The 25,993-nt window shown below is 58.9% G+C and carries 20 protein-coding genes, 3 tRNA genes and 1 pseudogene; 21 read left to right on the top strand and 3 right to left on the bottom strand.

Going from position 1 to position 25,993, the window contains the following annotated elements; translation table 11 throughout:
• Positions 1–22 precede the first annotated feature (22 nt).
• From tpiA to FQ185_RS22870, 13 genes are all read left to right on the top strand, one after another.
• Positions 23–778 carry a triose-phosphate isomerase gene (gene tpiA, locus FQ185_RS22930; RefSeq protein ID WP_149419422.1) on the top strand — a complete coding sequence of 252 codons (756 nt, stop codon included), beginning with the start codon at positions 23–25 and terminating at the stop codon, positions 776–778.
• Positions 779–782: 4 nt separating this feature from the next.
• Positions 783–1,166 carry a preprotein translocase subunit SecG gene (gene secG / locus FQ185_RS22925; protein WP_010463489.1) on the top strand — a complete coding sequence of 128 codons (384 nt, stop codon included), beginning with the start codon at positions 783–785 and terminating at the stop codon, positions 1,164–1,166.
• A gap of 22 nt (positions 1,167–1,188) precedes the next feature.
• Positions 1,189–1,274, top strand: a tRNA-Leu gene (locus tag FQ185_RS22920).
• Between the two features lie 96 nt (positions 1,275–1,370).
• Positions 1,371–1,447, top strand: a tRNA-Met gene (locus tag FQ185_RS22915).
• 138 nt (positions 1,448–1,585) lie between these two features.
• Complete coding sequence (gene rimP, locus FQ185_RS22910; protein ID WP_010463487.1) at positions 1,586–2,044, top strand: ribosome maturation factor RimP; 459 nt, start codon at positions 1,586–1,588, stop codon at positions 2,042–2,044.
• A gap of 47 nt (positions 2,045–2,091) precedes the next feature.
• Positions 2,092–3,573 carry a transcription termination factor NusA gene (gene nusA / locus FQ185_RS22905; protein ID WP_008024459.1) on the top strand — a complete coding sequence of 494 codons (1,482 nt, stop codon included), beginning with the start codon at positions 2,092–2,094 and terminating at the stop codon, positions 3,571–3,573.
• Between the two features lie 27 nt (positions 3,574–3,600).
• Positions 3,601–6,129 carry a translation initiation factor IF-2 gene (gene infB, locus FQ185_RS22900; protein ID WP_149419421.1) on the top strand — a complete coding sequence of 843 codons (2,529 nt, stop codon included), beginning with the start codon at positions 3,601–3,603 and terminating at the stop codon, positions 6,127–6,129.
• Positions 6,130–6,288: 159 nt separating this feature from the next.
• Complete coding sequence (gene rbfA / locus FQ185_RS22895) at positions 6,289–6,690, top strand: 30S ribosome-binding factor RbfA (protein ID WP_008149016.1); 402 nt, start codon at positions 6,289–6,291, stop codon at positions 6,688–6,690.
• 3 nt (positions 6,691–6,693) lie between these two features.
• Positions 6,694–7,611, top strand: coding sequence for a tRNA pseudouridine(55) synthase TruB (truB, locus tag FQ185_RS22890; RefSeq protein ID WP_149419420.1), 918 nt, complete (start codon positions 6,694–6,696; stop codon positions 7,609–7,611).
• A gap of 117 nt (positions 7,612–7,728) precedes the next feature.
• Positions 7,729–7,998: a 30S ribosomal protein S15 gene (rpsO, locus tag FQ185_RS22885; RefSeq protein WP_140681637.1), complete on the top strand. Its 270-nt coding sequence runs from the start codon at positions 7,729–7,731 to the stop codon at positions 7,996–7,998.
• A 197-nt stretch (positions 7,999–8,195) separates the two neighbouring features.
• The gene (gene pnp, locus FQ185_RS22880) at positions 8,196–10,301 is read left to right on the top strand and encodes a polyribonucleotide nucleotidyltransferase (RefSeq protein ID WP_149419419.1); all 2,106 of its coding nucleotides are present in this window, start codon (positions 8,196–8,198) and stop codon (positions 10,299–10,301) included.
• A gap of 139 nt (positions 10,302–10,440) precedes the next feature.
• Positions 10,441–10,513, top strand: a tRNA-Thr gene (locus FQ185_RS22875).
• A gap of 136 nt (positions 10,514–10,649) precedes the next feature.
• Positions 10,650–10,955, top strand: a complete 306-nt coding sequence (locus FQ185_RS22870) for a DUF6388 family protein (protein ID WP_149419418.1) — start codon at positions 10,650–10,652, stop codon at positions 10,953–10,955.
• 51 nt (positions 10,956–11,006) lie between these two features.
• On the opposite strand, the gene nadC is transcribed toward FQ185_RS22870, so the two are convergent.
• The gene (gene nadC, locus FQ185_RS22865; protein WP_149419417.1) at positions 11,007–11,855 is read right to left on the bottom strand and encodes a carboxylating nicotinate-nucleotide diphosphorylase; all 849 of its coding nucleotides are present in this window, start codon (positions 11,853–11,855) and stop codon (positions 11,007–11,009) included.
• A 304-nt stretch (positions 11,856–12,159) separates the two neighbouring features.
• Here nadC and FQ185_RS22860 point away from each other — a divergent pair, with 304 nt between their 5' ends.
• The 5 genes and pseudogenes from FQ185_RS22860 (at position 12,160) to FQ185_RS31145 (ending at position 18,153) form a co-directional block, all read left to right on the top strand.
• Positions 12,160–14,364, top strand: a complete 2,205-nt coding sequence (locus FQ185_RS22860) for a DUF1631 domain-containing protein (protein WP_149419416.1) — start codon at positions 12,160–12,162, stop codon at positions 14,362–14,364.
• Positions 14,365–14,428: 64 nt separating this feature from the next.
• Positions 14,429–14,989: a 1,6-anhydro-N-acetylmuramyl-L-alanine amidase AmpD gene (ampD, locus tag FQ185_RS22855; protein WP_149419415.1), complete on the top strand. Its 561-nt coding sequence runs from the start codon at positions 14,429–14,431 to the stop codon at positions 14,987–14,989.
• Positions 14,986–15,825 carry a regulatory signaling modulator protein AmpE gene (gene ampE, locus FQ185_RS22850; RefSeq protein WP_149419414.1) on the top strand — a complete coding sequence of 280 codons (840 nt, stop codon included), beginning with the start codon at positions 14,986–14,988 and terminating at the stop codon, positions 15,823–15,825. The genes ampD and ampE overlap by 4 nt, the downstream gene beginning before the upstream one ends.
• 330 nt (positions 15,826–16,155) lie before the next feature.
• A pseudogene (locus tag FQ185_RS31150) lies at positions 16,156–17,247 on the top strand (methyl-accepting chemotaxis protein); the annotation flags it as partial.
• Entirely contained in the window at positions 17,224–18,153 is a 930-nt protein-coding gene (locus FQ185_RS31145; RefSeq protein WP_371926666.1) for a methyl-accepting chemotaxis protein, read from the top strand. The pseudogene FQ185_RS31150 and the gene FQ185_RS31145, both read left to right, overlap by 24 nt.
• 118 nt (positions 18,154–18,271) lie before the next feature.
• Here FQ185_RS31145 and FQ185_RS22840 read toward each other — a convergent pair whose 3' ends face one another.
• The gene (locus FQ185_RS22840) at positions 18,272–19,048 is read right to left on the bottom strand and encodes a TatD family hydrolase (protein WP_149419412.1); all 777 of its coding nucleotides are present in this window, start codon (positions 19,046–19,048) and stop codon (positions 18,272–18,274) included.
• A gap of 3 nt (positions 19,049–19,051) precedes the next feature.
• On the bottom strand, positions 19,052–20,047 hold the full coding sequence (gene cra, locus FQ185_RS22835) for a catabolite repressor/activator (RefSeq protein WP_149419411.1): 996 nt from the start codon (positions 20,045–20,047) through the stop codon (positions 19,052–19,054).
• A 302-nt stretch (positions 20,048–20,349) separates the two neighbouring features.
• On the opposite strand from cra, the gene ptsP reads away from it, so the two are divergent.
• Genes ptsP through FQ185_RS22820 form a run of 3 tightly spaced genes read left to right on the top strand, consistent with a single transcriptional unit; the run spans position 20,350 to position 25,903 of the window.
• Entirely contained in the window at positions 20,350–23,211 is a 2,862-nt protein-coding gene (ptsP, locus tag FQ185_RS22830) for a phosphoenolpyruvate--protein phosphotransferase (protein WP_149419410.1), read from the top strand.
• A complete protein-coding gene (gene pfkB / locus FQ185_RS22825) occupies positions 23,211–24,152 on the top strand; it encodes a 1-phosphofructokinase (RefSeq protein WP_149419409.1) in 942 nt (313 codons plus the stop codon). Before ptsP ends, pfkB begins: the two co-directional genes overlap by 1 nt.
• An 11-nt stretch (positions 24,153–24,163) precedes the next feature.
• The gene (locus tag FQ185_RS22820; protein ID WP_149419408.1) at positions 24,164–25,903 is read left to right on the top strand and encodes a PTS fructose-like transporter subunit IIB; all 1,740 of its coding nucleotides are present in this window, start codon (positions 24,164–24,166) and stop codon (positions 25,901–25,903) included.
• Positions 25,904–25,993 lie beyond the last annotated feature (90 nt).

Raw genomic sequence — 25,993 nt, 5'->3', positions numbered from 1 at the left:
ACTTTGACCGACGAGGTACAGCATGCGTCGCCCTATGGTAGCTGGTAACTGGAAGATGCACGGTACCCGCGCCAGCGTCGCTGAGCTGATTAACGGCCTTCGTCATCTGGCCTTGCCGAGCGGTGTTGATGTAGCGGTATTCCCGTCTTTCTTGCATGTCAATCAAGTGATTGATGGTCTGGAAGGCAAGTCGATCAAGGTCGGCGCGCAGAATGCTGCGGTGGAATCCAAACAAGGTGCATTGACCGGTGAGATTGCACCGAGTCAGTTGGCTGATGAAGGTTGCTCCCTGGTGCTCGTCGGGCATTCCGAACGCCGCCAGGTCATCGGCGAGAATGATGAAACACTCATTCGCAAGTTCGCAGCGGCACAGGCATGTGGCTTGATTCCGGTGTTGTGCATAGGGGAAACCCTTGAGCAGCGCGAAGCCGGTAAAACTCTTGAGGTTGTCGGGCATCAGCTAGGCAGTATCATAGAGGCGCTGGGTGTTGGTGTCTTTGCAAAGGCAGTAATCGCTTACGAGCCAGTCTGGGCCATTGGTACCGGGCTGACTGCTTCGCCGCAACAGGCGCAGGATGTGCACGCAGCCATTCGCGCGCAGTTGGCGGCAGAGAATTCTGAAGTCGCACAAGGTGTGCGGCTTCTATACGGCGGCAGCGTGAAGGCGGCCAATGCGGTCGAACTGTTCGGCATGCCGGATATCGATGGGGGGCTCATTGGTGGAGCTTCCCTGAATGCAGATGAGTTCGGTGCGATTTTTCGCGCCGCGGGAAACTGAAAAAATGCTGGAAACAGTCGTAGTCGTTTTTCATCTGCTGGGTGCATTGGGCGTAGTTGCTCTAGTATTGCTGCAGCAGGGTAAAGGTGCGGATGCTGGTGCGTCTTTCGGAGCAGGTGCTTCAAATACTGTGTTCGGAAGCCAAGGTTCCTCTACCTTTCTTAGTAAGTTTACTGCTATACTTGCCGCCGGTTTCTTCATAACCAGCTTAGGGTTAGGTTACTTTGCTAAAGAGAAAGCTCAACAGCTGACTCAAGTAGGTTTGCCAAACCCGGCAGTGTTGGAGGTTCCAAAGCAACAACCGGCTTCTGATGATGTCCCGGTGCTTCAAGAGCAAAAGTCGGCTACTCCAGCGACTGACGTGCCTCCAGCTCAAGAGCAAAAGTAAGAAGGGTTTCAAACGTAGTATTGCCGAGGTGGTGGAATTGGTAGACACGCAACCTTGAGGTGGTTGTGCCCATAGGGTGTAGGGGTTCGAGTCCCCTTCTCGGTACCAATTATCAGGAGAGCCCGCTGTTGCGGGCTTTCTTGTAGGTGGAAGGTTACATTGACCCTGTCAGGGATCGGTCGTATACTTCCGCCCCAGCTTTGTCGCGGGGTGGAGCAGTCTGGTAGCTCGTCGGGCTCATAACCCGAAGGTCGTCGGTTCAAATCCGGCCCCCGCAACCAGTTTAAGGAGCCCCTTTTAAGGGGCTTTTTGTTAGCTGGACACTTTCAACGCCACTATTCGACGGCGTTTCAAGGATGGGCGTTTCGCCCATTTTTTTATTTTGCACAGCATGCACATACATGCACGAGGGGGTTCAGGTGTCGAGCAAGCTAGAAGAGTTGCAGGCCTTGCTGGCCCCGGTGGTCGTGGCCCTAGGCTATGAATGCTGGGGTATTGAGTTCTCGGCTCAAGGTCGCCACTCAATGTTGCGCGTTTATATTGATAAAGAAGGCGGAGTGCTGGTGGACGATTGTGCCATCGTCAGCCGTCAGATCAGTGGTGTCCTGGACGTTGAAGATCCAATCGCCGTTGAATATACCCTTGAAGTTTCCTCGCCTGGCATGGAACGCCCACTGTTCACTATTGAGCAGTTTGCAAAATTTGCCGGTGAACAAGTGAAGATCAAGCTGCGCTCGCCCTTTGAAGGACGACGCAACTTTCAGGGCCTTCTGCGCGGTGTAGAAGAGCAGGACGTCGTGGTGCAGGTTGAAGACCATGAGTTCCTGTTGCCGATCGATATGATCGACAAGGCCAACATTATTCCCAGTTTTGACTGAGACGCGGATCCCGCGGATCCAATGGCTTGCGAAAGGCGAGGCGTACGATGAGCAAAGAAGTACTGCTGGTTGTTGAGTCGGTATCCAATGAAAAGGGCGTACCGGCAAACGTAATTTTTGAAGCGCTGGAGCTGGCCTTGGCCACTGCTACCAAAAAGCGTTTCGAGGACGAAGTCGATCTGCGTGTGGAAATCAATCGCCACACCGGTGCTTACGAGACATTCCGTCGCTGGACGGTCGTCGAAGAAGCAGACCTGGACGATCCGGCCATCGAAACCTGGCCGAGCAAGGTTGCCGAAACGCATCCTGGTGCCCAGGTTGGTGATGTAGTCGAAGAAAAGATCGAATCCATCGAGTTCGGCCGCATCGCTGCACAGACTGCCAAGCAAGTCATCGTGCAGAAGGTTCGCGAAGCCGAGCGCGCTCAAGTTGTTGATGCCTATCGCGAGCGCCTGGGAGAAATCATCTCCGGCACCGTGAAGAAAGTTACCCGCGACAATGTGATCGTCGATCTGGGCAACAACGCTGAAGCGTTGCTCGCTCGTGAAGACATCATCTCTCGCGAAACTTTCCGGGTCGGCGTACGTCTGCGTGCGCTGCTCAAGGAAATCCGCACCGAGAACCGCGGCCCGCAGCTGATCCTGTCGCGTACCGCGCCGGAAATGCTGATCGAGTTGTTCCGCATCGAAGTGCCGGAAATCGCTGAAGGCCTGATCGAAGTAATGGCTGCGTCCCGTGACCCGGGATCGCGTGCCAAGATCGCGGTCCGCTCCAAGGACAAACGCATCGACCCGCAAGGCGCTTGCATCGGTATGCGCGGTTCGCGCGTCCAGGCAGTGTCGGGTGAGTTGGGCGGTGAGCGTGTGGACATCGTCCTGTGGGACGACAACCCGGCTCAGTTCGTGATCAATGCAATGTCGCCGGCTGAAGTGGCGGCAATTATCGTTGACGAAGATGCCCATGCAATGGACATCGCCGTTGGCGCAGACAATCTGGCTCAGGCCATCGGTCGCGGTGGTCAGAACGTGCGTCTGGCTAGCCAGTTGACTGGCTGGACCCTGAACGTGATGACCGAATCGGACATCCAGGCTAAGCAGCAAGCAGAAACCGGCGATATCCTGCGCAACTTCATCGACGAGCTGGAAGTCGACGAAGACCTGGCACAGGTGCTGGTAGATGAGGGCTTCACCAGCCTGGAAGAGATTGCCTACGTACCGTTGGAAGAAATGCTCAACATCGACGGCTTTGACGAAGAAACCGTCAACGAGCTTCGCGCTCGCGCCAAGGATCGTTTGTTGACCAAAGCCATCGCTACTGAGGAAAAGCTGGCAGACGCCCATCCGGCCGAAGACCTGCTCTCGCTTGAGGGTATGGACAAGGATTTGGCGATGGAACTGGCGGTGCGCGGCGTAATTACCCGCGAAGACCTGGCCGAGCAGTCTATTGACGATCTGCTCGACATCGACGGCATTGACGATGATCGTGCCGGCAAGTTGATCATGGCCGCCCGAGCCCACTGGTTCGAGTAATTAGGCGCGGCCTGAGGAGAGAAGTGCATGACGCAAGTCACGGTGAAACAACTGGCCGATGAGGTCAAAACACCGGTAGAGCGCCTGTTGCAGCAGATGCGTGAGGCAGGTCTGCCGCACACCGCCGCCGATGAAGGTGTGAGCGATAGTGAGAAGCAGTCTTTGCTGACTCACTTGAAGAGCAGCCACAAGGCGAAAGTGGAAGAACCGCGCAAGATTACATTGCAGCGCAAAACCACCAGCACCCTGCGTGTTGCTGGCAGCAAAAGCATCAGCGTTGAAGTACGCAAGAAGAAAGTCTTCGTACAGCGCAGCCCGGAAGAAATCGAAGCCGAGCGCAAACGCGAACTGGAAGAACGTCGCGCAGTAGAAAATGCTGCTCGTCAGAAGGCTGAAGAAGAAGCCAAGCGTCGCGCCGAAGAAGAAGCGCGTCGCCAGCCTGCTACTGCGCAAAACGCTACTAACGACGCTGTCGCAGCTCCTGCTGCGGTTGCCGAGCCAGTACGTGAAAGCGCTCCGGTTGTGGCGGCTGCACCGGCACCTTCTGCTGACGTTCGCAACAAGCAGAACGAACAGCGCCGTCCGGACAAACCACGTGCCGACGATAACAGTCGTCGTGGCAGTGGTGATGGTGAGCGTAAAAACGCTCCACATCGTGCTTCGGTCAAAGAGAAAGCGCCTGCTCCACGCGTTGCCCCACGTACTACCGACGAAGAAAGCGATGGCTTCCGTCGTGGTGGTCGCGGCAAGGCCAAGCTGAAAAAGCGCAACGCTCACGGTTTCCAGAGCCCAACCGGCCCTGTCGTGCGTGATGTGCAGATCGGCGAGACCATCACTGTTGGCGATCTCGCCAATCAGATGTCGGTCAAGGCTGCTGAAATCATCAAGTTCATGTTCAAGCTGGGTACTCCAGCGACCATCAACCAGGTGCTTGATCAGGAAACTGCTCAGCTTGTGGCTGAGGAGTTGGGCCACAAAGTGACCCTGGTCAGCGACACCGCCCTGGAAGATTCCCTGGCCGAGTCCCTGAAGTTTGAAGGTGAGACGTTCTCCCGTGCGCCGGTCGTGACCGTAATGGGCCACGTTGACCACGGTAAGACGTCGCTGCTCGACTATATCCGTCGTGCCAAGGTAGCTGCTGGCGAAGCCGGCGGTATCACCCAGCACATCGGTGCGTACCACGTTGAAACTGATCGCGGCATGGTCACTTTCCTCGACACCCCTGGTCACGCCGCGTTTACCGCAATGCGTGCCCGTGGTGCCAAGGCGACTGACATCGTGATCCTGGTCGTTGCAGCGGACGACGGCGTGATGCCGCAGACCATTGAAGCGGTCCAGCACGCCAAGGCGGCCGGTGTTCCACTGGTTGTTGCCGTGAACAAAATCGACAAGCCGGGCGCTGATCTTGATCGCATCCGTAGCGAACTGTCGGTTCACGGCGTGACTTCGGAAGAGTGGGGCGGCGACACCCCGTTCGTATCGGTTTCGGCGAAAGTCGGTACTGGCGTGGACGAGTTGCTCGAAGCTGTTCTGCTGCAAGCTGAAGTTCTGGAACTGAAAGCGACTCCTTCGGCTCCTGGCCGTGGCGTCGTGGTTGAATCGCGTCTCGACAAAGGTCGTGGCCCGGTTGCTACCGTTCTGGTTCAAGACGGTACCCTGCGCCAAGGCGACATGGTGCTGGTCGGTTCGAACTATGGCCGTGTACGTGCCATGCTCGACGAGAACGGCAAGCCAATCAAGGAAGCCGGTCCTTCCATCCCTGTCGAGATCCTCGGCCTGGACGGTACCCCGGACGCTGGCGACGAGATGAGCGTGCTGTCGGACGAGAAGAAAGCCCGTGAAGTGGCTCTGTTCCGTCAAGGCAAGTTCCGCGAAGTCAAACTGGCTCGCGCTCACGCCGGCAAGCTGGAAAACATCTTCGAAAACATGGGTCAGGCAGAGAAGAAGACGCTCAACATCGTCCTCAAATCCGACGTCCGTGGTTCGCTGGAAGCGTTGAACGGTGCCTTGAACGGCCTGGGTAACGACGAAGTGCAAGTGCGTGTTGTCGGTGGCGGTGTCGGTGGTATCACCGAGTCCGACGCCAATCTGGCACTGGCCTCCAACGCTGTACTGTTCGGCTTCAACGTGCGTGCCGATGCTGGCGCTCGCAAGATCGTCGAGCAGGAAGGTCTGGATATGCGTTATTACAACGTGATCTACGACATCATCGAAGACGTCAAGAAAGCCCTCACCGGTATGCTGGGCAGCGATGTTCGCGAGAACATCCTGGGTACCGCTGAAGTGCGCGACGTGTTCCGTTCGCCGAAGTTTGGCGCGATCGCCGGTTGCATGGTTATCGAAGGTGTTGTGCACCGTAACCGTCCAATCCGTGTACTGCGTGACGACATCGTTATCTTCGAAGGCGAGCTGGAATCCCTGCGCCGCTTCAAGGATGACGCTTCCGAAGTACGTGCCGGCATGGAATGCGGTATTGGCGTCAAGAGCTACAACGACGTCAAGGCTGGCGACAAGATCGAAGTCTACGAGAAGGTTCAGGTTGCTCGCAGCCTCTAACTCGCGCACTTCAAGGGCCACGATGAGCCGCTGCATGCAAATGCGCGGCACAGCGTCAGGACTCTAAACGCAACGCCCGGTCTGGCTTTTGTCAGGCCGGGCGTTTGCCGCTTTCAGACCCCACGGGTTTCACCGTGTGGCAGTAACAGGTAACAAGACATGGCAAAAGAATACAGCCGTACCCAACGTATCGGCGATCAGATGCAGCGTGAGCTGGCACAGCTGATCCGTCGTGAAGTCAAAGACCCGCGCGTCGGCCTGGTCACCATTACCGCTGTTGAAGTCAGTCGCGACGTTGGTCACGCCAAGATCTTCATCACGGTGATGGGGCAGGACAATGCCGAAGACATCGCGCAAAGCATCAAGGTGCTCAACTCCGCCGCCGGTTTCCTGCGCATGCAGTTGGCTCGCGAAATGAAGTTGCGCAGCGTTCCACAGTTGCACTTCCATTACGACGAAAGCGTCGTGCGTGGTGCTCATCTGTCGGCATTGATCGAACGTGCGGTAGCTGAAGACAATCAGCATCCGGTTGCGGCAGAAGCCGAAGACACCAAGGAGTAATCGGTGGCTCAGGTCAAACGTATCCGTCGTAATGTCAGCGGCATCATCCTGCTCGATAAGCCGTTGGGGTTCACCTCCAACGCGGCGTTGCAGAAGGTCCGCTGGTTGCTGAACGCCGAGAAGGCCGGGCACACCGGCAGTCTCGATCCGCTGGCCACCGGCGTGCTGCCGTTGTGCTTCGGTGAGGCCACCAAGTTTTCGCAATACCTGCTCGATTCCGACAAAGCTTATGAAACCTTGGCGCAACTGGGCAAGACCACCACCACGGCGGATGCCGAAGGTGAAGTTTTGCTGGAGCGCCCGGTGACCGTTGGTCGCACTGATGTCGAAGCTGTTTTACCCGGTTTTCGTGGGCAAATCAGTCAGATACCGCCGATGTACTCGGCGCTCAAGCGTGACGGCCAGCCGCTGTACAAGCTGGCCCGTGCAGGCGAAGTAGTGGAGCGCGAACCGCGTTCTGTTACTATTGCGCGCTTGGAATTGCTGGCCTTTGAGGGTGATACTGCGCGGCTTGCGGTGGATTGCAGCAAAGGCACCTATATCCGCACCCTGGTGGAGGATATCGGTGAGCAACTCGGTTGTGGCGCTTACGTTGCTGAACTGCGACGTACCCAGGCCGGGCCTTTCACGCTGGCGCAGACTGTCACGCTTGAAGAGTTGGAAGCGGTACATGCCGAAGGCGGCAATGAAGCGGTCGATCGCTTCCTGATGCCATCGGACAGCGGCCTGCTGGATTGGCCGCTGTTGCAGTTCTCGGAGCACAGCTCGTTCTACTGGCTCAACGGCCAACCGGTGCGAGCCCCGGATGCACCGAAGTTCGGCATGGTACGGGTACAGGATCACAACGGTCGCTTCATCGGTATCGGTGAAGTGAGCGAAGACGGGCGCATCGCGCCACGTCGACTGATTCGGTCAGAATGACCGGACGAGGGTGGCTGTTAACAGGCACGGTCACTCCTCATTTTTAGATACAGGGATTTGTCCCTGGCCTGTTGAAGCTGTTTCTTTGAAACAGTTTCCTGATAAAAGGATTGCCTCATGGCTCTCGACGTTCAAGAAAAAGCTCAAATCGTAGCTGACTACCAGCAAGCTGTTGGTGACACTGGTTCGCCAGAAGTGCAAGTTGCACTGCTGACCCACAACATCAACAAGCTGCAAGGTCACTTCAAGATCAACGGTAAAGATCACCACTCCCGTCGTGGTCTGATCCGCATGGTAAACCAGCGTCGTAAGCTGCTGGACTACCTGAAAGGCAAGGATCTGGGCCGTTACCAGGCTCTGATCGGTCGCCTGGGTCTGCGTCGCTAATAAGCGATTGCGCTAGAGGTTGGTTGTCTGTCGTACGTCAGTGGGTTTCCCGCTGGCGTATGGCAGGCTCCCAGCCTCAAGTTTTATCTGGACACCCGCTTTACCTGGACAATGACAGTCGGGCCGATTCCCGACGTTGCCCAAGAATTTCGCAAGAAGACAAGTTCCCCAAGAGCCACAAAAGAAGGTAGGACACCGTGAACCCGGTAATCAAAAAATTCCAGTTCGGTCAGTCGACCGTTACCCTCGAGACTGGCCGTATCGCCCGTCAGGCCTCCGGCGCAGTATTGGTCACCGTTGACGACGACGTCAGCGTATTGGTGACTGTGGTCGGCGCCAAGCAAGCCGATCCAGGCAAGGGCTTCTTCCCTCTGTCCGTTCACTACCAGGAAAAGACTTACGCTGCCGGTAAGATCCCTGGCGGTTTCTTCAAGCGTGAAGGCCGTCCTTCCGAGAAAGAAACCCTGACTTCCCGACTGATCGACCGTCCGATCCGTCCGCTGTTCCCAGAAGGCTTCATGAACGAAGTGCAGGTTGTCTGCACCGTCGTTTCCACCAGCAAGAAGACCGATCCGGACATCGCTGCGATGATCGGTACTTCGGCTGCCCTGGCCATCTCCGGCATTCCTTTCGATGGCCCGATCGGCGCTGCCCGCGTTGCGTTCCACGAAAACACCGGCTACCTGCTGAACCCGACTTACGAACAACAGAAAGCTTCGAGCCTGGACATGGTCGTTGCCGGTACTTCGGAAGCCGTGTTGATGGTTGAATCGGAAGCCAAAGAGCTGACCGAAGACCAGATGCTGGGCGCGGTACTGTTTGCTCACGACGAGTTCCAGGTTGTGATCAACGCTGTTAAAGAACTGGCTGCCGAAGCTGCCAAACCAACCTGGACCTGGGCTCCACAGCCTGAAGCCACCGCTCTGCTGGGTGATATCCGCGCCCAGTTCGGCGACGCGATCTCCCAGGCTTACACCATCACCATCAAGGCCGACCGTTACGCTCGTCTGGGCGAACTGAAAGACCAGGTGGTTGCCAAGCTGTCCGGTGAAGAAGGCCAGCCGACTTCCGCTGAAGTCAAAGCTGCTTTCGGCGAAATCGAATACCGCACCGTTCGCGAAAACATCGTTAACGGCAAGCCACGTATCGACGGCCGCGACACCAAGACCGTACGTCCTTTGAACATCGAAGTCGGTGTTCTGCCAAAGACCCACGGTTCGGCTCTGTTCACCCGTGGCGAAACCCAGGCTCTGGTTGTTGCAACACTGGGCACCGCCCGTGACGCACAGCTGCTGGACACCCTGGAAGGCGAGAAAAAAGACCCGTTCATGCTGCACTACAACTTCCCTCCGTTCTCGGTAGGTGAGTGTGGTCGCATGGGTGGCGCTGGTCGTCGTGAAATCGGTCACGGCCGTCTGGCCCGTCGTTCGATTGCAGCCATGCTGCCTGCTGCCGACGTGTTCCCGTACACCATCCGTGTTGTGTCGGAAATCACCGAGTCCAACGGTTCGAGCTCCATGGCTTCGGTCTGCGGCGCTTCCCTGGCTCTGATGGATGCCGGCGTTCCAATGAAGGCACCGGTTGCCGGTATCGCCATGGGTCTGGTTAAAGAAGGCGAGAAATTCGCCGTCCTGACCGACATCCTGGGTGACGAAGACCACTTGGGCGACATGGACTTCAAAGTAGCCGGTACCGCCAAAGGTGTGACCGCGCTGCAGATGGACATCAAGATCAAAGGCATCACCGAAGAAATCATGGAGATCGCTCTGGGCCAAGCCCTGGAAGCGCGCCTGAACATCCTCGGTCAGATGAACCAGATCATTGGCCAGTCGCGTACCGAACTGTCGGAAAACGCTCCGACCATGATCGCGATGAAAATCGACACCGACAAAATCCGTGATGTCATCGGTAAAGGCGGCGCGACCATTCGTGCGATCTGTGAAGAGACCAAGGCTTCGATCGACATCGAAGACGACGGCTCGATCAAGATCTTCGGCGAAACCAAGGAAGCGGCTGAAGCTGCACGTCAGCGCGTTCTGGGCATCACCGCAGAAGCTGAAATCGGCAAGATCTACGTCGGTAAGGTTGAGCGCATCGTCGACTTCGGCGCATTCGTCAACATCCTGCCGGGCAAGGACGGTCTGGTTCACATCTCGATGCTGAGCGATGCTCGCGTTGAGAAAGTGACTGACATCCTGAAAGAAGGCCAGGAAGTGGAAGTACTGGTACTGGACGTGGACAACCGCGGCCGTATCAAGCTGTCCATCAAAGACGTAGCAGCAGCCAAGGCTTCGGGCGTTTAATCACTCCCCGCGCCTGACTGCTTCAACGTTATAAAAAATGCCCCGCAGTGAAAGCTGCGGGGCATTTTTTTGTCTGCGAAAAAATGAGACGAGTCATGAAGTTGCCTGACCCTAAAGTCAGTGCTAGGTTTAGCCCACTGCCCGTGTAGCTCAGTCGGTAGAGCAGCGCACTCGTAACGCGAAGGTCGCAGGTTCGATTCCTGTCTCGGGCACGAGCGACACGTTGTTTTCAAATGATCCCGAATGGTTCTGAAGGCCAGATAAACCGGGCTTCAAACGGTTTTTTGCGTCAGAGAGATCCTTGATGATCCAGATCCATCTTCCATTCCCCAGATCAAAGAGAACGCCATGACCGTTAAAGAATTGACCCAAGAAGCCAGACACGCAGAAGCGCTGAAGAAGTATTTGCTGGAGTCGCCCCAGCTAGCCGAAGAGATCAAGGACTTGCCCGCCGACGATCAAAAAGACCAGATCCAGTGGGCATTCGAGGATGAGGCAGAGTCTCAGGGCTTGCAGCCGTGGGAGCTGTCGCTCAAGTACACCTCAACCCCTGAAGAGTTCGAGGCTGCGCGCCTTGTTCTGCACAAGGAGGCTGCCGAGGTGTTGGGCGTCGAGTGGGAAGAGTACTGCGAGATGAATAATCTGGTAGTCTGATAAAAACGCCAGCCTTCGTGAGGCTGGCGTTTTTCATTCAACGAAGCACGATCAAAGGCTCAGGCGCATCGACAGATCCACTGCCTTCACATCCTTGGTCATCGCACCGATCGAAATGTAGTCCACCCCGGTTTCGGCAATCGGCAGCAACGTGCTTTCGTTGATACCGCCGCTGGCCTCCAGTTTTGCCTTGCCGTCGTTCAGGCGCACCGCTTCACGCATGTCCTCCAGGCTCAGTTCATCGAGCATGATGATATCGGCACCGGCCGCCAGGGCCTCTTTCAGCTCTGCCAGGCTTTCCACTTCGATCTCCACCGGTTTGCCCGGGGCAATCTTGTGCGCAGCCTTGATCGCTTCAGGGATGCCACCGCAGGCCGCGATATGGTTTTCCTTGATCAGGAAGGCGTCATATAAGCCGATGCGGTGGTTGTGGCAACCGCCGCAGGTAACGGCGTACTTCTGGGCCAAGCGCAGCCCCGGCAGGGTTTTGCGGGTGTCGAGCAACTTCACCTGAGTCTTGGCAACGAAATCCGCCAGATACTGCGCGCGAGTGGCCACCCCAGAGAGCAATTGCAGGAAATTCAGCGCACAGCGTTCGCCGCTCAACAGCGAGCGAGCCGGGCCTTCGAGGTGAAACAGTACCTGATTAGGTTTCACCCGTTCGCCATCGCGCACTTGCCAGTGCACCGCAACTCGCGGGTCCAGCTGCCGAAACACTGCATCCACCCAGGCTGTGCCGCTGATGACGGCGGCGTCGCGGGTGATGATGGTGGCTTTGGCCAGGCGTTCGGCCGGGATCAGCTGTGCGGTGATGTCGCCGCTGCCGATGTCTTCGAGTAACGCGCGGCGCACGTTGGCTTCGATTTCGGCGGTCAAATCGGCGAGACGTAGATTCGGCATAACGGACTCCACAAACAAAGTGGCCCGATTATAGGGCCATGGCGCGGGGCAACCCAAGGCATCAGAGACCTTTCCATCGCTGCGAAACCTGCATTTGGTCGATTCGCTGGAGCAATCGACACTCAGCATGGGTCTCTTAGAAACGTCTATTTGAATGGAAAGCGCAGAGTCTGCTGGTGCGGGGGTTACTTTTTGCAAGATAATCCGCCTTGCATTTGACGTCATGACTTTGACGCGATTGCTTTTTGGCTTGCGCATTCGATCTTTCTTACCGAACCGAAGACTCACCGTTTCAGGAGGCTGGATGCACAACGACGGGAATGTAGTGCCTTTGCACAAGGCGTCTACCGACCAGGCAACTCACTCGCCGCTCGCCCGCTTGCCGGTGATTCTGCTTCAGGTTCGCGACAAGGTCGCTCAGCAACTCAGGCAGGGTTTGCAGGAACTGTTTGATAACGCCGACGACACTCTGTTCGAAATGGCCGATCGGGCCCGTAACGACGTTGAACAAAACATCTTCTTCGAAGCCATGCGCGACTTGCGCCTCAAACGCAAAAGCATCGAACGGGTTTTTCTCGAGCAATTCTTTGAGGCTTTTGTCAGCCTCACCCAATACGACGTCACACAAGCGGCCTTGCCCCAGGCCTTCGACGCTTCGGCGCCGCAGCCCAATGACGATCTGGAACGCAACGTGGCGGTGGACGCCATGGTCAGCAAAGTGTTGAGCCGCGACGGTTTCGCGCTCGGTCAACTGACGGCACGACTCAGCGCGCTGCTGGGCAGGGAGCTGGTCGATCAACACAACCCCGTGGGACCGGCGCTGCTCTGCGAGTACTTCTTGCAGGCGGGACGCAACCTGGGCGTAGAGATCAAGGTCAAGTTGATCATCCTCAAACTGTTCGAACGCTACGTACTCAGCGACGCCGATCAACTCTACGCCGAAGCCAACCAACTGCTGATCGCCTCGGGCGTGCTGCCCGATCTCAAGCCCGCCCCCGCACGCCGGGCTTCCGATCATGCGGCCGCCAGTGTCCGTGCCGAAACTACCGAGGCTGACACTCGCGCCAACGGCGTGCAGATCGACGACAACGTGCAAGAAGTCTTCGCCGCGTTGCAGGAACTGCTGTTGCACGTTCGCGGCAGTGTTGCGCCGACGTTGGAAATCAGTGCCCAAACTCAACCGATATCCACGCGCGACCTGATGCGCCTGCTCTCGCACTTGCAGCAATATGTGCCGGCGCCGCAGGCTCAAGACGACTTCGACCTGCGAAACCAGCTCGAACAACTGCTGACCCGCGTCAGCGTCAAAAGCGGCAAGTCGCGCGTGGTCGGGGTGGCTGACGAAGACGTGATCAATCTGATCGCCATGCTCTTCGAATGCATTCTCGATGACCGTAACCTGCCGGATTCACTCAAGGCATTAATCGGTCGATTGCAGATCCCGATGCTGAAAGTGGCGGTTCTCGACAAGAGCTTCTTCAGCCGTAGCACCCATCCGGCCCGACGGCTGCTCAACGAAATCGCCACCGCTGCCATGGGGTGGGGCGAGTGCGATGACCATGAGCGTGACAGTCTGTACCTGCGCATCGAGCAGGTTGTGCAGCGCTTGTTGAACGACTTTGTCGATGACCCGGCGATCTTTTCCGAACTGTTGGCGGATTTTCTCGCATTCACCAGCGACGAGCGTCGTCGCAGCGACCTGCTGGAGCAGCGTACCCGTGATGCCGAGGAGGGGCGCGCCCGGACCGAACTGGCTCGTCAGCGCGTTGAGCAGGTACTGAACCAGGCGTTGCTGGGCAAACTGCTGCCGCAAGGGGTCGTGGTGTTTGTCCAGGACGCCTGGAGCAAAGTGCTGCTGCTGACGTGTTTGAAGCACGGCGATCAGTCGGCCGAGTGGCACGCCGATGTGCAGACCATGGAGCAATTGATCTGGAGTGTGCAGCGTCACGACGAACCCGACGCCAGTCTGCGTTTATTGGCACTGGTTCCGGGGTTGCTCAAGTCCTTGCGCGACGGGTTGAGCAGTTCGGCATTCGATCCGTTCGCCACCAGCGAGTTCTTCAGTGAGCTGGAGGCCCTGCACGTTCAGTTGTTCGAGCGTGCGGGGCAGAAAAATGAACAGCCTGGCGATGCGCCGATGATGGTCGAAGTTTTGGAAGAAATCATTCTGCGCACTGCCGACGAAGGGCCGGTCGAGACGACCTCTGTTCGTTTGCCTGCCGATGAAGCGTGTCTGCTTCAAGTCGATCAGCTGCGCCCGGGTTGCTGGGTCGAGTTTCAGGAAGACGAGGAAAATACTTTGCGCTGCAAACTGGCGGCGATCATTGAAGCCACCGGCAAATACATTTTCGTCGACCGCACCGGGATGAAAGTGCTTGAACGAAGCCGCACCGGGCTGGCCCTGGAATTGCGCAGTGGTGCGGTGCGCACCCTCGATAACACGTTGTTGTTCGACCGGGCCCTGGAGTCGGTGATCGACAACCTGCGGCGTCTCAATCACGGCAAGTGATCGCGCCCCGAGGGTCTATCGCGGCATACTGGGCACCAACACAGTCGTCGTCGAAGGAACCTGTATGCAGTTGGACCCCGCGAGTGGTTGGTGTCAGGGCGTGCGTTTATGCCACTCACCCAACTTCAATGCGCGCCCCACGGGCGAAATTTCCCTGCTGGTGATCCACAACATCAGCCTGCCGCCGGCACAGTTCGCCACCGGCAAGGTGCAGGAGTTTTTCCAGAATCGTCTGGATGTCACGGAGCATCCCTACTTTGAAGGGATTGCTGACCTGCGGGTATCTGCGCATTTTCTGATAGAGCGTGACGGCACTGTCACTCAGTTTGTCTCTTGTCTTGAGCGTGCCTGGCACGCCGGTGTCTCGAGTTTTGAAGGGCGCGAAACCTGTAACGATTTTTCCGTGGGCATCGAGCTTGAAGGCACGGATGATCTGCCGTTCACCGACGCTCAATATCAAGCGTTGACGGCGCTGACCCTCCAGCTACAAAACGTTTTCAAGGCCATCACCGCACAGCGCATTTGCGGGCATAGCGACATCGCACCCGGACGTAAAACCGATCCGGGGCCCGCGTTCGACTGGGCCCGCTATCGCGCCGCTCTGGCAAAAGAGGAACAACAATGAGTTTTCTGGTGTTGCTGTTGGCTGTCTGGATCGAGAAGTTCTCGGCCCTGCGCCATCGGGTCCAACGTGATGGCGGTTGGGTCCGCGAGCTGCACAAGCTTGAATCCAGTGCGCGCCTGGCGAAAAGCCCGTGGCTGGTTTTGGTGGTGCTGGTGTTGTTGCCGGTGGCGCTGCTGGGTTTGCTGTTGCTGGTGCTGGACCCGGTGGCCTATGGTCTGCTGGCGTTGCCGGTGCACCTGCTGGTGGTGATTTACAGCCTGGGCCGTGGCGATCTGCTGGCCGGTCTCGGGCCGTTTCGTGATGCCTGGCGTCGGGAAGATCTGCAAGCCGCCGCCCATGTGGCCAAACGCGACGTCGACATCTGCGCCGACAGCGGCGAGCAATTGCTCGAACGGGTCGAGCTGCACCTGTTGTGGGAGGCTTATCAGAGTTTTTTTGCGGTGATTTTCTGGTACTTCCTGCTCGGACCGGTCGCGGCGCTGAGCTATCGACTGCTGGCTCTGGCCGAAGAACACGGGCAGAACCCGGCCGTGGTCGAGCGCGCCGCACAACTGCGTCATGCGTTCGATTGGGTGCCGGTGCGCCTGTTGGCGGCGAGTTTTGCATTGGTCGGCAACTTTGTTGCGGTCGGCCGGGTAATGGTGCACGAGCTGCTGAATTGGAACATCAGCGCTGCTCAGCTGATCGAAAAGGTCGGGCTGGTGGCCGGTGAGATCCCGGCCCCGGTGGTCGGCCCGGATGGCATCAACGACCTCGACCGGATCTGGGAATTGTTGCTGCGCGCGGCAGTGCTCTGGTATGCCGGGTTTGCGTTGTGGACCGTCCTGATGCGCTAACCCTCGTAGCAGCCAGCGGTCGGTTCATGTAGCTGCCGAAGGCTGCGTTCAGCTGCGCAGCAGTCGTAAATCCTGATTGCGCGGTGAGCCTGACAAACCACAATGCCTGAGCTAACGACTGCTTCGCCGCCGAACGCAGCCTTCGGCTGCTGCTACCCGTCGCGGGCATCTCGCCGTTAACCTTAAGTTACAAAACCTCCCGCCGATTTACGTTATACAGAGCTGGCGCCGAATAGTGGCTATCTGCTGTCGACCCGCGCCTGCCAATAAAAATAAGAAATCAAAGGGAGACTTCCAGTGAAGAGCTTGCTCTATCCCGCCGTCGCGCTGATGAACCGCCTGAGCTTCGGCATGAAGTTCAGCCTGATCAGCGTGCTGTTCCTTGTGCCGATGCTGGTGACCAACTTCTATCTGGTGCGCGATTCCTATCGTGAATTCCAGGGCACCCAGGTCGAACTGCAGAGTCTCGACCTGTTGGGCAGCAGCCTGATGTTACGGCGCGATCTGGAAACCCTGAACAACCTGGTGCAGATCAACGTCACGCTCGGTCAATCGGGCAAGGCCGGCAATGTCGAGTCGCAGATCAGCAGCCTGGGGCAACGTGTGTTGAGCCGGTTGCAAGGGCTGACGGCGATGACCACCGACCCGGAACAGATCGCTGTTTTCGATGCCAAGCGCGATGAAATGATCGCCGCTTTCAAGGCCCAGCAAGCGGAAAATTCCCTGCAAAGCAAAAGCGCAATGATCGGCAAGTTGCTCGGCAACGCCCAGATTTTCAGCCAGATCATCGCCAGTCAGGCCGGCCTGAGCCGCGACACTCAGAGCGACATGCGTCAGCTCAGCGAACTCATCACCAACGTCACGCCGCCCGTGACCCAGCTTCTGGGCGACGGGCGGGCGATGGGCTCTTTTTCCCTGGGGCAAGGGTTTCTCAATTCGTCGTCGAGTACCCGTTTTGATGAGTTGCTGGCGCAGATCGAAAAACTGCAGGCCGAATATGCCCTGAAGTTGCAGGACGCGCTGGGCTCCAGCAAAGCGGCACGGGAAACCCTGGCCGCTCAGGCCGATAGCAGCAAGGCATCGTTGAAAAAGGCCAGCGAACTGTTCGAAGAGCAGGTAGTGATGGCCGACACGCTGGATGCGCCATGGCAGGGCTTTTACGATCAGGTCACGGGTCTGATGGACCAGACCTACCAACTCAACGAAGCTACCCTGAAGTTTCTCGGCACCCAGTTGCAGCAGCGACTGGAGCAGAACCGCACGCATATGGTCTTGCAGGCGGTGGCGCTGTCGGTGGTGTTTGTGTTGATTTTTTACCTCTACGGCGGCTTCTACGCCTCGACCCGCACCACCCTCAAGCGCCTTGGCGCGGTGATGGACAAGGTGGCGGCGGGTGACATGACGCAGACTTTCAGCGCCAACAGCCGTGATGAACTGGGCGAATTGGGCGAGGTGTTCAACGGCACCGTAAAGAAAATCCATGACCTGATCGAGCGAGTGGGGCAGACCGTCGGCGAGGTCGAGCGCCAGGCCGGGCAGGTGCAGAACGTCTCCGCCCAAAGCAACCAGGCCGTGGCGGGGCAGCGCTCGCAGATCGAGCAGGTCGCCACTGCCATGAACCAGATGTCGGCCACCTCCCTTGAGGTGGCGCGCAGTGCCGCCGCAGCGGTGAGCAGTGCCCACAGCGTCAACGACGAGACCATCAGCGGTCGCGGGCTGGTGGCGTCCCAGCAGGGCAGCATCGCTGCGCTTGCCAGTGAGATCGATCAGTCGGTGTTGGTCATTAATCAACTGGCCAGCGACAGCCAGTCCATCAGTCGCGTGCTGGAAGTGATCAAGAGCATCGCCGAGCAGACTAACCTGCTGGCGCTCAATGCGGCCATCGAAGCCGCGAGGGCCGGTGAGCAGGGCCGTGGTTTCGCGGTGGTGGCGGACGAGGTCCGGACCCTGGCCAAGCGTACCCAGCAATCGACCGAAGAAATCGAGCAGATGATCGCCAAGCTGCACAGCGGTGTCGGTGCTGCGGTGAAGGCCATGGGCACCAGCCATCAGATGGCCAACGGTACCGTGGGGCAGTCGGAAAAGGTCCAGCAGGCGCTGGAAAATATCCTCGGCGCAGTCGGCATGATCGTCGACCAGAACCAGCAGATCGCCGCGGCGGTGGAACAACAGACGGCTGTGGCGCACGACATTGACCAGAACATCGTCGAGATCAACCGCGCCGGTGAGCGAACCGCCGAAGGCGCACACCAGACCGAGGATGCCAGTCGTGCGTTGTCAGCTCAGGTGGTGGAGCTCAAACAGATGATCAGCGCGTTCCGGGTCTGAAAAACACCCCGAGGCAAATGTGGGAGCGAGCCTGCTCGCGACGGCGGCATAACAGTCGACATGGATGCTGAATGTTAGACAGCCTTCGCGAGCAGGCTCGCTCCCACAGGAGTCCGTGTTACCAGTTGAACAACTCACAGGCATTGGCCGTGCTGGCGTCGGCCAATTGCCCGGGGCTGATCGCCATGATCCCGGCCAGTGCCGAGCAGATTGCCGGCAAGTGAGCCGGGCTGTTGCGTTGACCGGGAAACATGGCGGGCGCCATGTCCGGCGAGTCGGTTTCCAGCACCACCGATTCAAGCGGCAGTTCAGCAAGAACGCGGTGCATGCGCAACGCCTGCGGCCAGGTCGCGGCGCCGCCCAAACCCAGTTTGAAACCAAGCTTGATGTACTCGCGAGCCTCTTCCTTGCTGCCGGCGAAGGCGTGGATGATGCCCGCGCGTTTCAACTTGAACCGCTTGAGCGTCGCAATCACCGCCGCATGACTGCGTCGAACGTGAATCAACGCCGGCAGATTGAAGTCCGCCGCCAGTTGTAGCTGCGCATCGAACAGCGTTTGTTGACGTTCGCGATCCAGGGTTTCGATAAAGTAATCCAGACCGATCTCGCCCACTGCACACAGCTGCCGATGGCCGGCTAACCGAGTCAGCCAGTCGCCGAGTGCTACCAGGTCTTCAGGGCGATGATCGTCCAGATACACCGGATGCAAACCGAGCGCCGCATGCAGATCGGGATCGCTTTGCACCAAATCCCAGACCCGTTGCCAATTGGCCTGATAAACCCCCAGCACCACCATCCGCCGCACCCCGAGGGCGCGGCTTTCGGTCAGCAGCGCCTGTCGATCCTCGTCGAAGTCCGGAAAATCCAGATGAGTGTGGCTGTCGATCAGCTCCACGATTCAGTCCTGGCGAATACGCTGCTTGAAGGTCCGCGCGATGGCCTGCACGCCGGGTTGGTAATCGGACTGCTCGATGGCGGCCAGCGCCAGTGCCAAAGCTTTATCGGCAATCAGCTGATGCTGCTGGGCCATGGCGTTTACCGGTAGCGGCAGGAAGTCCAGCAACTGCGTGTCGCCGAACGTGCCGAGGCGCAGCGGACGGGTTTTAAGCGGGAAGTCGTGCAAGGCATCGAACACGCCTTGAAGCAGCACATAAGAAGTGGTCACCAGCGCATCCGGCAAATGGCCCAGACGCTGTAGCAATTCTTCCATCAACTGTTTACCGCATTCGCGGCTGAACGACTCGCCGTGTTCGATCAGGATTTCGCCTTTGAAGCCGGCCAATGCCTCTTTGAAACCGGCGGCCCGTTCCTGGCTGATGCTCAGCTCGGGGCGGGCGCCGATCAGCGCGATCTGCTTGGGCAACGGGTCCAACAGGCTGCGGGTCAATTGCAGGCTGGCCTCGCGGTCGTCGCTGATCACCGAGCAGAAATGCTCAGGTTCCATGACCCGGTCGATGGCGATGATCGGAATGCCCTTGGCTTGCAACTGACGGTAACTGTCATCAGCGGCCGGCAGGCAACTGGCGACGATCAACGCGTCGCAGCGCCTGGCGCGGAATAGTTTGAGCAATTGCCGTTCGCTGTCCGGTGCATCATCGGAACTGGCGATCAGCAGTTGATAACCGCGAGCCCGGGCGCCTTGTTCAAGCAACTTGGCGATTCGTGCGTAACTGGGGTTTTCCAGGTCCGGCAGAATGAAACCCAAGGTGCGGGTGTGCCGACTGCGCAGCCCGGCGGCCTGCGGGTTGGGTGTGAAGCCATGTTGTTCGACGACCGCGCGCACGCGCTCGACGGTGGCACTGCTGATGCGTTGCTGTTCTGCCTTGCCATTAATGACATAGCTGGCGGTGGTAACGGACACACCGGCCAACTGGGCGATATCACTGAGTTTCAACCCGGGAATTCCTTGTTTTTTCGAGCTTGCCCCGACATTTTCGCCAATCCTACCCGATTCAGGCGGACGATCATTGTCTCAGCGCATCCGACAATTGGGCTTCAAGGATGAGACATTATCGAGTAACGTGCCAATCATTCTAGATTAAACGTTTCAGCAAGCGTATTTTCTACGTTACGGGCTCCATTGTCGGTTCTGCCGCGAAACCGTCAAAACTGCCTCCTGAAAAGGTTTGTTTAAGAGCCTAAGCTGAATCATTCAAAACAATACCTGGCGTCCCAAGGCGCCAAAAAGGAGAAAGCATGCTCGAGCTCACCATAGAGCAGATTTCCATGGGGCAGTCGGCTGTGGATAAATCCGCAGCGTTGCACTTGCTGGCCCAGCATCTGGTCGCCGATGGCCTGGTTGACGAGGGATACCTCGCCGGTTTGCAGGCGCGCGAAGCCCAGGGCTCGACCTTTCTCGGTCAAGGTATTGCCATCCCACACGGTACGCCCGAAACCCGCGATCAGGTGTTTTCTACCGGCGTGCGGCTGATGCAGTTTCCTGAGGGCGTGGATTGGGGCGATGGTCAGATCGTCTACCTGGCGATCGGCATTGCCGCCAAGTCCGACGAACACCTGCGCTTGCTGCAACTGCTGACCCGCGCCCTCGGCGAGACCGATCTGGGCCAGGCACTGCGTCGCGCCAGTTCTGCCGAAGCCTTGTTGAAACTGCTGCAAGGCGCGCCGCAGGAATTGGCGCTGGACGCACAGATGATTGGCCTCGGGGTGTCCGCCGATGATTTCGAGGAGCTGGTCTGGCGGGGTGCGCGTTTGCTGCGTCAGGCCGATTGCGTGAGCAACGGGTTCTCTGCCGTGTTGCAACAAGTCGATGCGCTGCCCCTGGGCGATGGCTTGTGGTGGTTGCACAGTGAGCAAACGGTGAAACGTCCGGGGCTGGCCTTCGTCACTCCGGACAAACCCATGCGCTACCTCGGCCAACCGCTCAGCGGTCTGTTCTGCCTGGCCAGCCTCGGTGAAGCTCATCAAGCCCTGCTCGAACGCCTTTGTGCGCTGCTGATCGAAGGGCGTGGCCACGAATTGGGCCGCGCCACCAGCAGCCGTAAAATCCTCGAAGTCCTGGGCGGTGAACTGCCGGCCGATTGGCCCAGCGCTCGCATTGCACTGGCCAACGCCCACGGCTTGCATGCGCGCCCGGCAAAAATCCTCGCGCAACTGGCGAAAAGTTTTGAAGGCGAAGTTCGCGTGCGCATCGTCGACGGCCAAGACAGCGCAGTGTCAGTGAAGAGCTTGAGCAAACTGCTGAGCCTCGGGGCCCGTCGTGGTCAGGTGCTGGAATTTGTCGCCGAACCCAGTATCGCCGCCGATGCATTGCCGGCCTTGTTGGCAGCCATCGAAGAAGGGCTCGGTGAAGAAGTCGAACCGCTGCCCGCCGTGAGCCAACAGCGCGAAGTGTTTGCCGATGTCGCCGAAGTGCTCCTCGCGCCGGCGTCCGGCAGTCAGGTTCAGGCCATCGCCGCCGCGCCGGGCATCGCTATCGGCCCGGCGCATATTCAAGTGCTGCAGACCATCGATTACCCGCTGCGTGGTGAGTCCGCCGCCATCGAGCGCGAGCGTCTCAAGCAAGCATTGACTGACGTTCGTCGCGACATCGAAGGCCTGATCGAACGCAGCAAGTCCAAGGCGATTCGTGAGATTTTCATCACCCACCAGGAAATGCTCGACGACCCGGAACTGACCGACGAAGTCGACACCCGCCTCAAGCAAGGCGAAAGCGCCGAGGCGGCATGGATGGCAGTGATCGAAGCGGCAGCCAAACAACAGGAGTCGCTGCAGGACGCCTTGCTCGCCGAGCGCGCCGCCGACTTGCGCGACATCGGTCGTCGAGTGCTGGCACAGCTCTGTGGTGTCGAAACCCCGAGCGAGCCTGAGCAACCGTACATTCTGGTGATGGACGAAGTCGGTCCGTCCGACGTTGCGCGTCTCGATCCGACCCGCGTCGCCGGTATTCTCACGGCTCGTGGCGGTGCTACCGCTCACAGTGCGATCGTGGCCCGCGCCCTCGGTATTCCGGCACTGGTCGGCGCTGGCGCGGCAGTGTTGTTGCTGGCCCCGGGCACGCCGTTGCTGATTGATGGTCAGCGCGGTCGTCTGCACGTAGACGCCGACGCGGCGACCTTGCAGCGCGCCACTGAAGAACGCGATTCCCGCGAACAACGTCTGAAAGCGGCTGCCGAACAACGCCATCAACCGGCACTGACCACCGACGGCCACGCGGTCGAAGTGTTCGCCAACATCGGCGAAAGCGCGGGTGTCACCAGCGCAGTGGAGCAGGGCGCCGAAGGCATCGGCCTGCTGCGCACCGAACTGATTTTCATGGCCCACTCGCAAGCACCGGACGAGGCCACTCAAGAAGTCGAATACCGCCGCGTGCTCGATGGCCTGGCCGGACGCCCGCTGGTGGTGCGCACTCTCGACGTCGGTGGCGACAAACCGCTGCCGTATTGGCCGATCGCCAAAGAGGAAAACCCGTTTCTCGGCGTGCGCGGTATTCGTCTGACCTTGCAACGTCCGCAGATCATGGAAGCGCAATTGCGCGCGTTGCTGCGGGCCGCCGACAACCGTCCGTTACGCATCATGTTTCCCATGGTTGGCAGCGTTGATGAATGGCGTCAGGCGCGGGCCATGACCGAACGTTTGCGTCTGGAAATTCCGGTTGCGGATTTGCAACTGGGGATCATGATCGAAGTGCCATCGGCGGCATTGCTGGCGCCGGTGTTGGCCAAAGAAGTCGACTTCTTCAGCGTCGGCACCAACGACCTGACCCAATACACCCTGGCCATCGACCGTGGTCATCCGACCTTGTCGGCCCAGGCTGACGGCTTGCACCCGGCGGTGTTGCAACTGATCGACATCACCGTGCGCGCAGCCCATGCGAACGGCAAATGGGTCGGCGTGTGTGGCGAACTGGCAGCCGATCCGTTGGCGGTGCCGGTGCTGGTCGGTCTGGGTGTGGATGAACTCAGTGTCTCAGGTCGCAGCATCGCCGAGGTCAAGGCGCGCATCCGCGAACTCAGCCTGACCCAGACCCAAATTCTCGCCCAACAGGCCCTGGCCGTGGGCAGCGCGGATGAAGTGCGCGCATTAGTGGAGGCTCTGTAATGGCCAAGATCCTAACCCTGACCCTGAACCCAGCGCTGGACCTCACCGTTCAGTTGCCACGCCTTGAACCCGGTCAGGTCAACCGTAGCGACGAAATGCACACCCACGCCGCCGGCAAGGGTGTGAACGTGGCGCAGGTGCTGGCAGACCTCGGGCATCAGGTCACGGTCAGCGGTTTCCTCGGTGAGGACAACCTGCAAGCGTTCGAAGCCCTGTTTGCCAAGCGCGGTTTTGTCGACGCGTTCATCCGCGTGCCCGGCGAGACTCGCAGCAACATCAAACTGGCGGAAAGCGTTGGTCGCATCACCGATATCAACGGTCCCGGACCCTTGGTGAATGAGGCGGCGCAGCAGGCACTGCTTGATCGACTTGATCAGATTGCTCCCGGTCATGATGCAGTCGTCGTTGCCGGCAGCCTGCCTCAAGGCATCAGTCCTCAATGGTTGCAGGCGTTGATCCTGCGCCTGAAAAATCTCGGTTTGAACGTGGCGCTGGACACCAGCGGCGAAGCGTTGCGCGAAGCGCTCAAGGCCGGGCCGTGGCTGATCAAACCCAATACCGAAGAGCTGGCCGATGCGTTGGGTTGCGAGGTGGTTTCGGTCACCGCCCAGGCCGAAGCGGCGAGCCGCTTGCACGCGCAAGGCATCGAACACGTGGTGATCTCCCACGGTGCCGATGGCGTGAACTGGTTCAGTGTCGGCTCGGCGATGCACGCCACGCCGCCCAAAGTCAGCGTCGTCAGCACGGTCGGTGCAGGTGATTCGTTGCTGGCGGGCATGCTCCACGGTTTGCTCAGCGCCGACACACCTGAACAGACCCTGCGCACCGCCACCGCGATTGCTGCGATGGCGGTCACCCAGATCGGTTTCGGCATCGGCGACGCCGCGCAGTTGGCGCAGCTCGAACAGGGCGTGCGCATGCGCACCCTGACAGAACAATAAGAGGGTTTGTCATGAAGTTAGCCATTGTTACGGCCTGCCCGAACGGCATGGTCACCAGTGTGCTGTGCGCCCGTTTGCTCGATGCAGCGGCCCAGCGCCAGGGCTGGAGCACCAGTGTCGAAGTCAACGATACCGCGCACCCGGAACGTCAACTATCGGCGGCCACCATCGAGGCGGCCGAGTGGGTATTGTTGGTGACCAGCACGCCTGTGGATATGTCGCGATTTGTCGGTAAGCGGGTGTTCCAAAGCACTCCGGCGCAAGCCCTGCAAAATGTTGAAGCGGTGCTGCGTCGCGGTGCTGAAGAAGCACGGATTTACGTTGCCCCCGAAGTTGTAGTTGAGCCAGCGGTTGTCAGTAAAAGTGCTCCGCGCCTGGTCGCGATCACTGCATGCCCAACCGGCGTCGCCCACACCTTCATGGCTGCCGAAGCCTTGCAGCAAGCGGCCAAGCGTCTGGGCTACGACCTGCAAGTGGAAACCCAAGGCTCGGTCGGTGCCCGCAATCCGCTGAGTGCAGCGGCGATTGCTGACGCTGACGTGGTGCTTCTGGCCTGCGATATCGAAGTCGCTACCGAGCGTTTTGCGGGCAAGAAGATTTTCCGTTGCGGCACTGGCATCGCTTTGAAACAAGCTGAAGCCACGCTGAACAAAGCCCTGGCCGAAGGCAAGCAGGAAACAGCTGCGACTGGCGGCAAAGGTCCCGTCAAGCAAGAAAAAACCGGGGTCTACAAACACCTGCTGACCGGTGTGTCGTTCATGTTGCCGATGGTGGTGGCGGGCGGTCTGATGATCGCCTTGTCGTTCGTGTTCGGCATCACCGCATTCAAGGAGGAAGGCACCCTCGCGGCGGCATTGATGCAGATCGGCGGCGAGACCGCGTTCAAGCTGATGGTGCCGCTGTTGGCGGGGTACATCGCCTATTCGATCGCCGACCGTCCGGGCCTGGCGCCGGGGATGATTGGCGGTCTGTTGGCAAGCACCCTGGGTGCCGGTTTTATCGGCGGGATCATTGCCGGTTTCATCGCCGGTTACGCGGCGCAGGCGATCAATCGTTATGCGCGCTTGCCGCAAAGTCTTGAGGCGCTGAAACCAATCCTGATCATCCCGTTGCTGGCGAGCCTGTTCACCGGTCTGGTGATGATCTACATAGTCGGAAAACCGGTAGCCGGAATGCTCGAAGGCCTCACGCACTTCCTCGACAGCATGGGCACCACCAACGCGATTCTGCTCGGTGTGTTGCTGGGCGGGATGATGTGCGTGGACCTTGGCGGGCCGATCAACAAAGCCGCGTATGCGTTCTCGGTGGGGCTGCTGGCGTCGCAAAGTTATGCACCGATGGCCGCGACCATGGCCGCCGGCATGGTGCCGCCGATTGGCTTGGGCATTGCCACGTTTATTGCCCGACGCAAGTTCGCCCAGACCGAACGCGAGGCCGGTAAAGCGGCGCTGGTTTTGGGGCTGTGCTTTATCTCCGAAGGGGCGATTCCTTTTGCCGCCAAAGACCCGCTGCGGGTGATCCCGGCGAGCATTGCCGGTGGTGCGCTGACCGGTGCGTTGTCGATGTATTTCGGCTGCAAACTGATGGCGCCCCACGGTGGGTTGTTCGTGCTGGCGATCCCGAATGCGATCAACCATGCGCTGTTGTACCTGCTGGCGATTGTGGCCGGGAGTTTGCTGACGGCGGTGGCGTATGCGTTGCTCAAACGGCCTGAAACCGTAGAGCTGGCGCTGGAGCCGGCCAACGCCTGACACCCAACCCTGTGGGAGCGAGCTTGCTCGCGATGACGGTTTAACATTCAACGAAAATAGTGACTGTTAGACCGCTATCGCGAGCAAGGG

Origin of the sequence: Pseudomonas sp. ANT_H12B, from assembly GCF_008369325.1 — a bacterium.
In the GTDB taxonomy this organism is placed as follows: Bacteria; Pseudomonadota; Gammaproteobacteria; order Pseudomonadales; family Pseudomonadaceae; genus Aquipseudomonas.
The sequence above is the reverse complement of the archived record's forward strand: the minus strand, read 5'-3'. Positions and strand labels throughout refer to the sequence as shown.

Bases quoted from the DNA above. Each gene is read 5' to 3' on its own strand.
- pfkB (WP_149419409.1), top strand. From the start codon at position 23,211: ATGGCCAAGATCCTAACCCTGACCCTGAACCCAGCGCTGGACCTCACC.
- FQ185_RS22860 (WP_149419416.1), top strand. From the start codon at position 12,160: ATGCACAACGACGGGAATGTAGTGCCTTTGCACAAGGCGTCTACCGAC.
- infB (WP_149419421.1), top strand. From the start codon at position 3,601: ATGACGCAAGTCACGGTGAAACAACTGGCCGATGAGGTCAAAACACCG.
- ampD (WP_149419415.1), top strand. From the start codon at position 14,429: ATGCAGTTGGACCCCGCGAGTGGTTGGTGTCAGGGCGTGCGTTTATGC.
- FQ185_RS22870 (WP_149419418.1), top strand. From the start codon at position 10,650: ATGACCGTTAAAGAATTGACCCAAGAAGCCAGACACGCAGAAGCGCTG.
- rpsO (WP_140681637.1), top strand. From the start codon at position 7,729: ATGGCTCTCGACGTTCAAGAAAAAGCTCAAATCGTAGCTGACTACCAG.
- nusA (WP_008024459.1), top strand. From the start codon at position 2,092: ATGAGCAAAGAAGTACTGCTGGTTGTTGAGTCGGTATCCAATGAAAAG.
- ampE (WP_149419414.1), top strand. From the start codon at position 14,986: ATGAGTTTTCTGGTGTTGCTGTTGGCTGTCTGGATCGAGAAGTTCTCG.
- ptsP (WP_149419410.1), top strand. From the start codon at position 20,350: ATGCTCGAGCTCACCATAGAGCAGATTTCCATGGGGCAGTCGGCTGTG.
- FQ185_RS31145 (WP_371926666.1), top strand. From the start codon at position 17,224: ATGACGCAGACTTTCAGCGCCAACAGCCGTGATGAACTGGGCGAATTG.
- FQ185_RS22820 (WP_149419408.1), top strand. From the start codon at position 24,164: ATGAAGTTAGCCATTGTTACGGCCTGCCCGAACGGCATGGTCACCAGT.
- nadC (WP_149419417.1), bottom strand. From the start codon at position 11,855: ATGCCGAATCTACGTCTCGCCGATTTGACCGCCGAAATCGAAGCCAAC.
- rbfA (WP_008149016.1), top strand. From the start codon at position 6,289: ATGGCAAAAGAATACAGCCGTACCCAACGTATCGGCGATCAGATGCAG.
- tpiA (WP_149419422.1), top strand. From the start codon at position 23: ATGCGTCGCCCTATGGTAGCTGGTAACTGGAAGATGCACGGTACCCGC.
- secG (WP_010463489.1), top strand. From the start codon at position 783: ATGCTGGAAACAGTCGTAGTCGTTTTTCATCTGCTGGGTGCATTGGGC.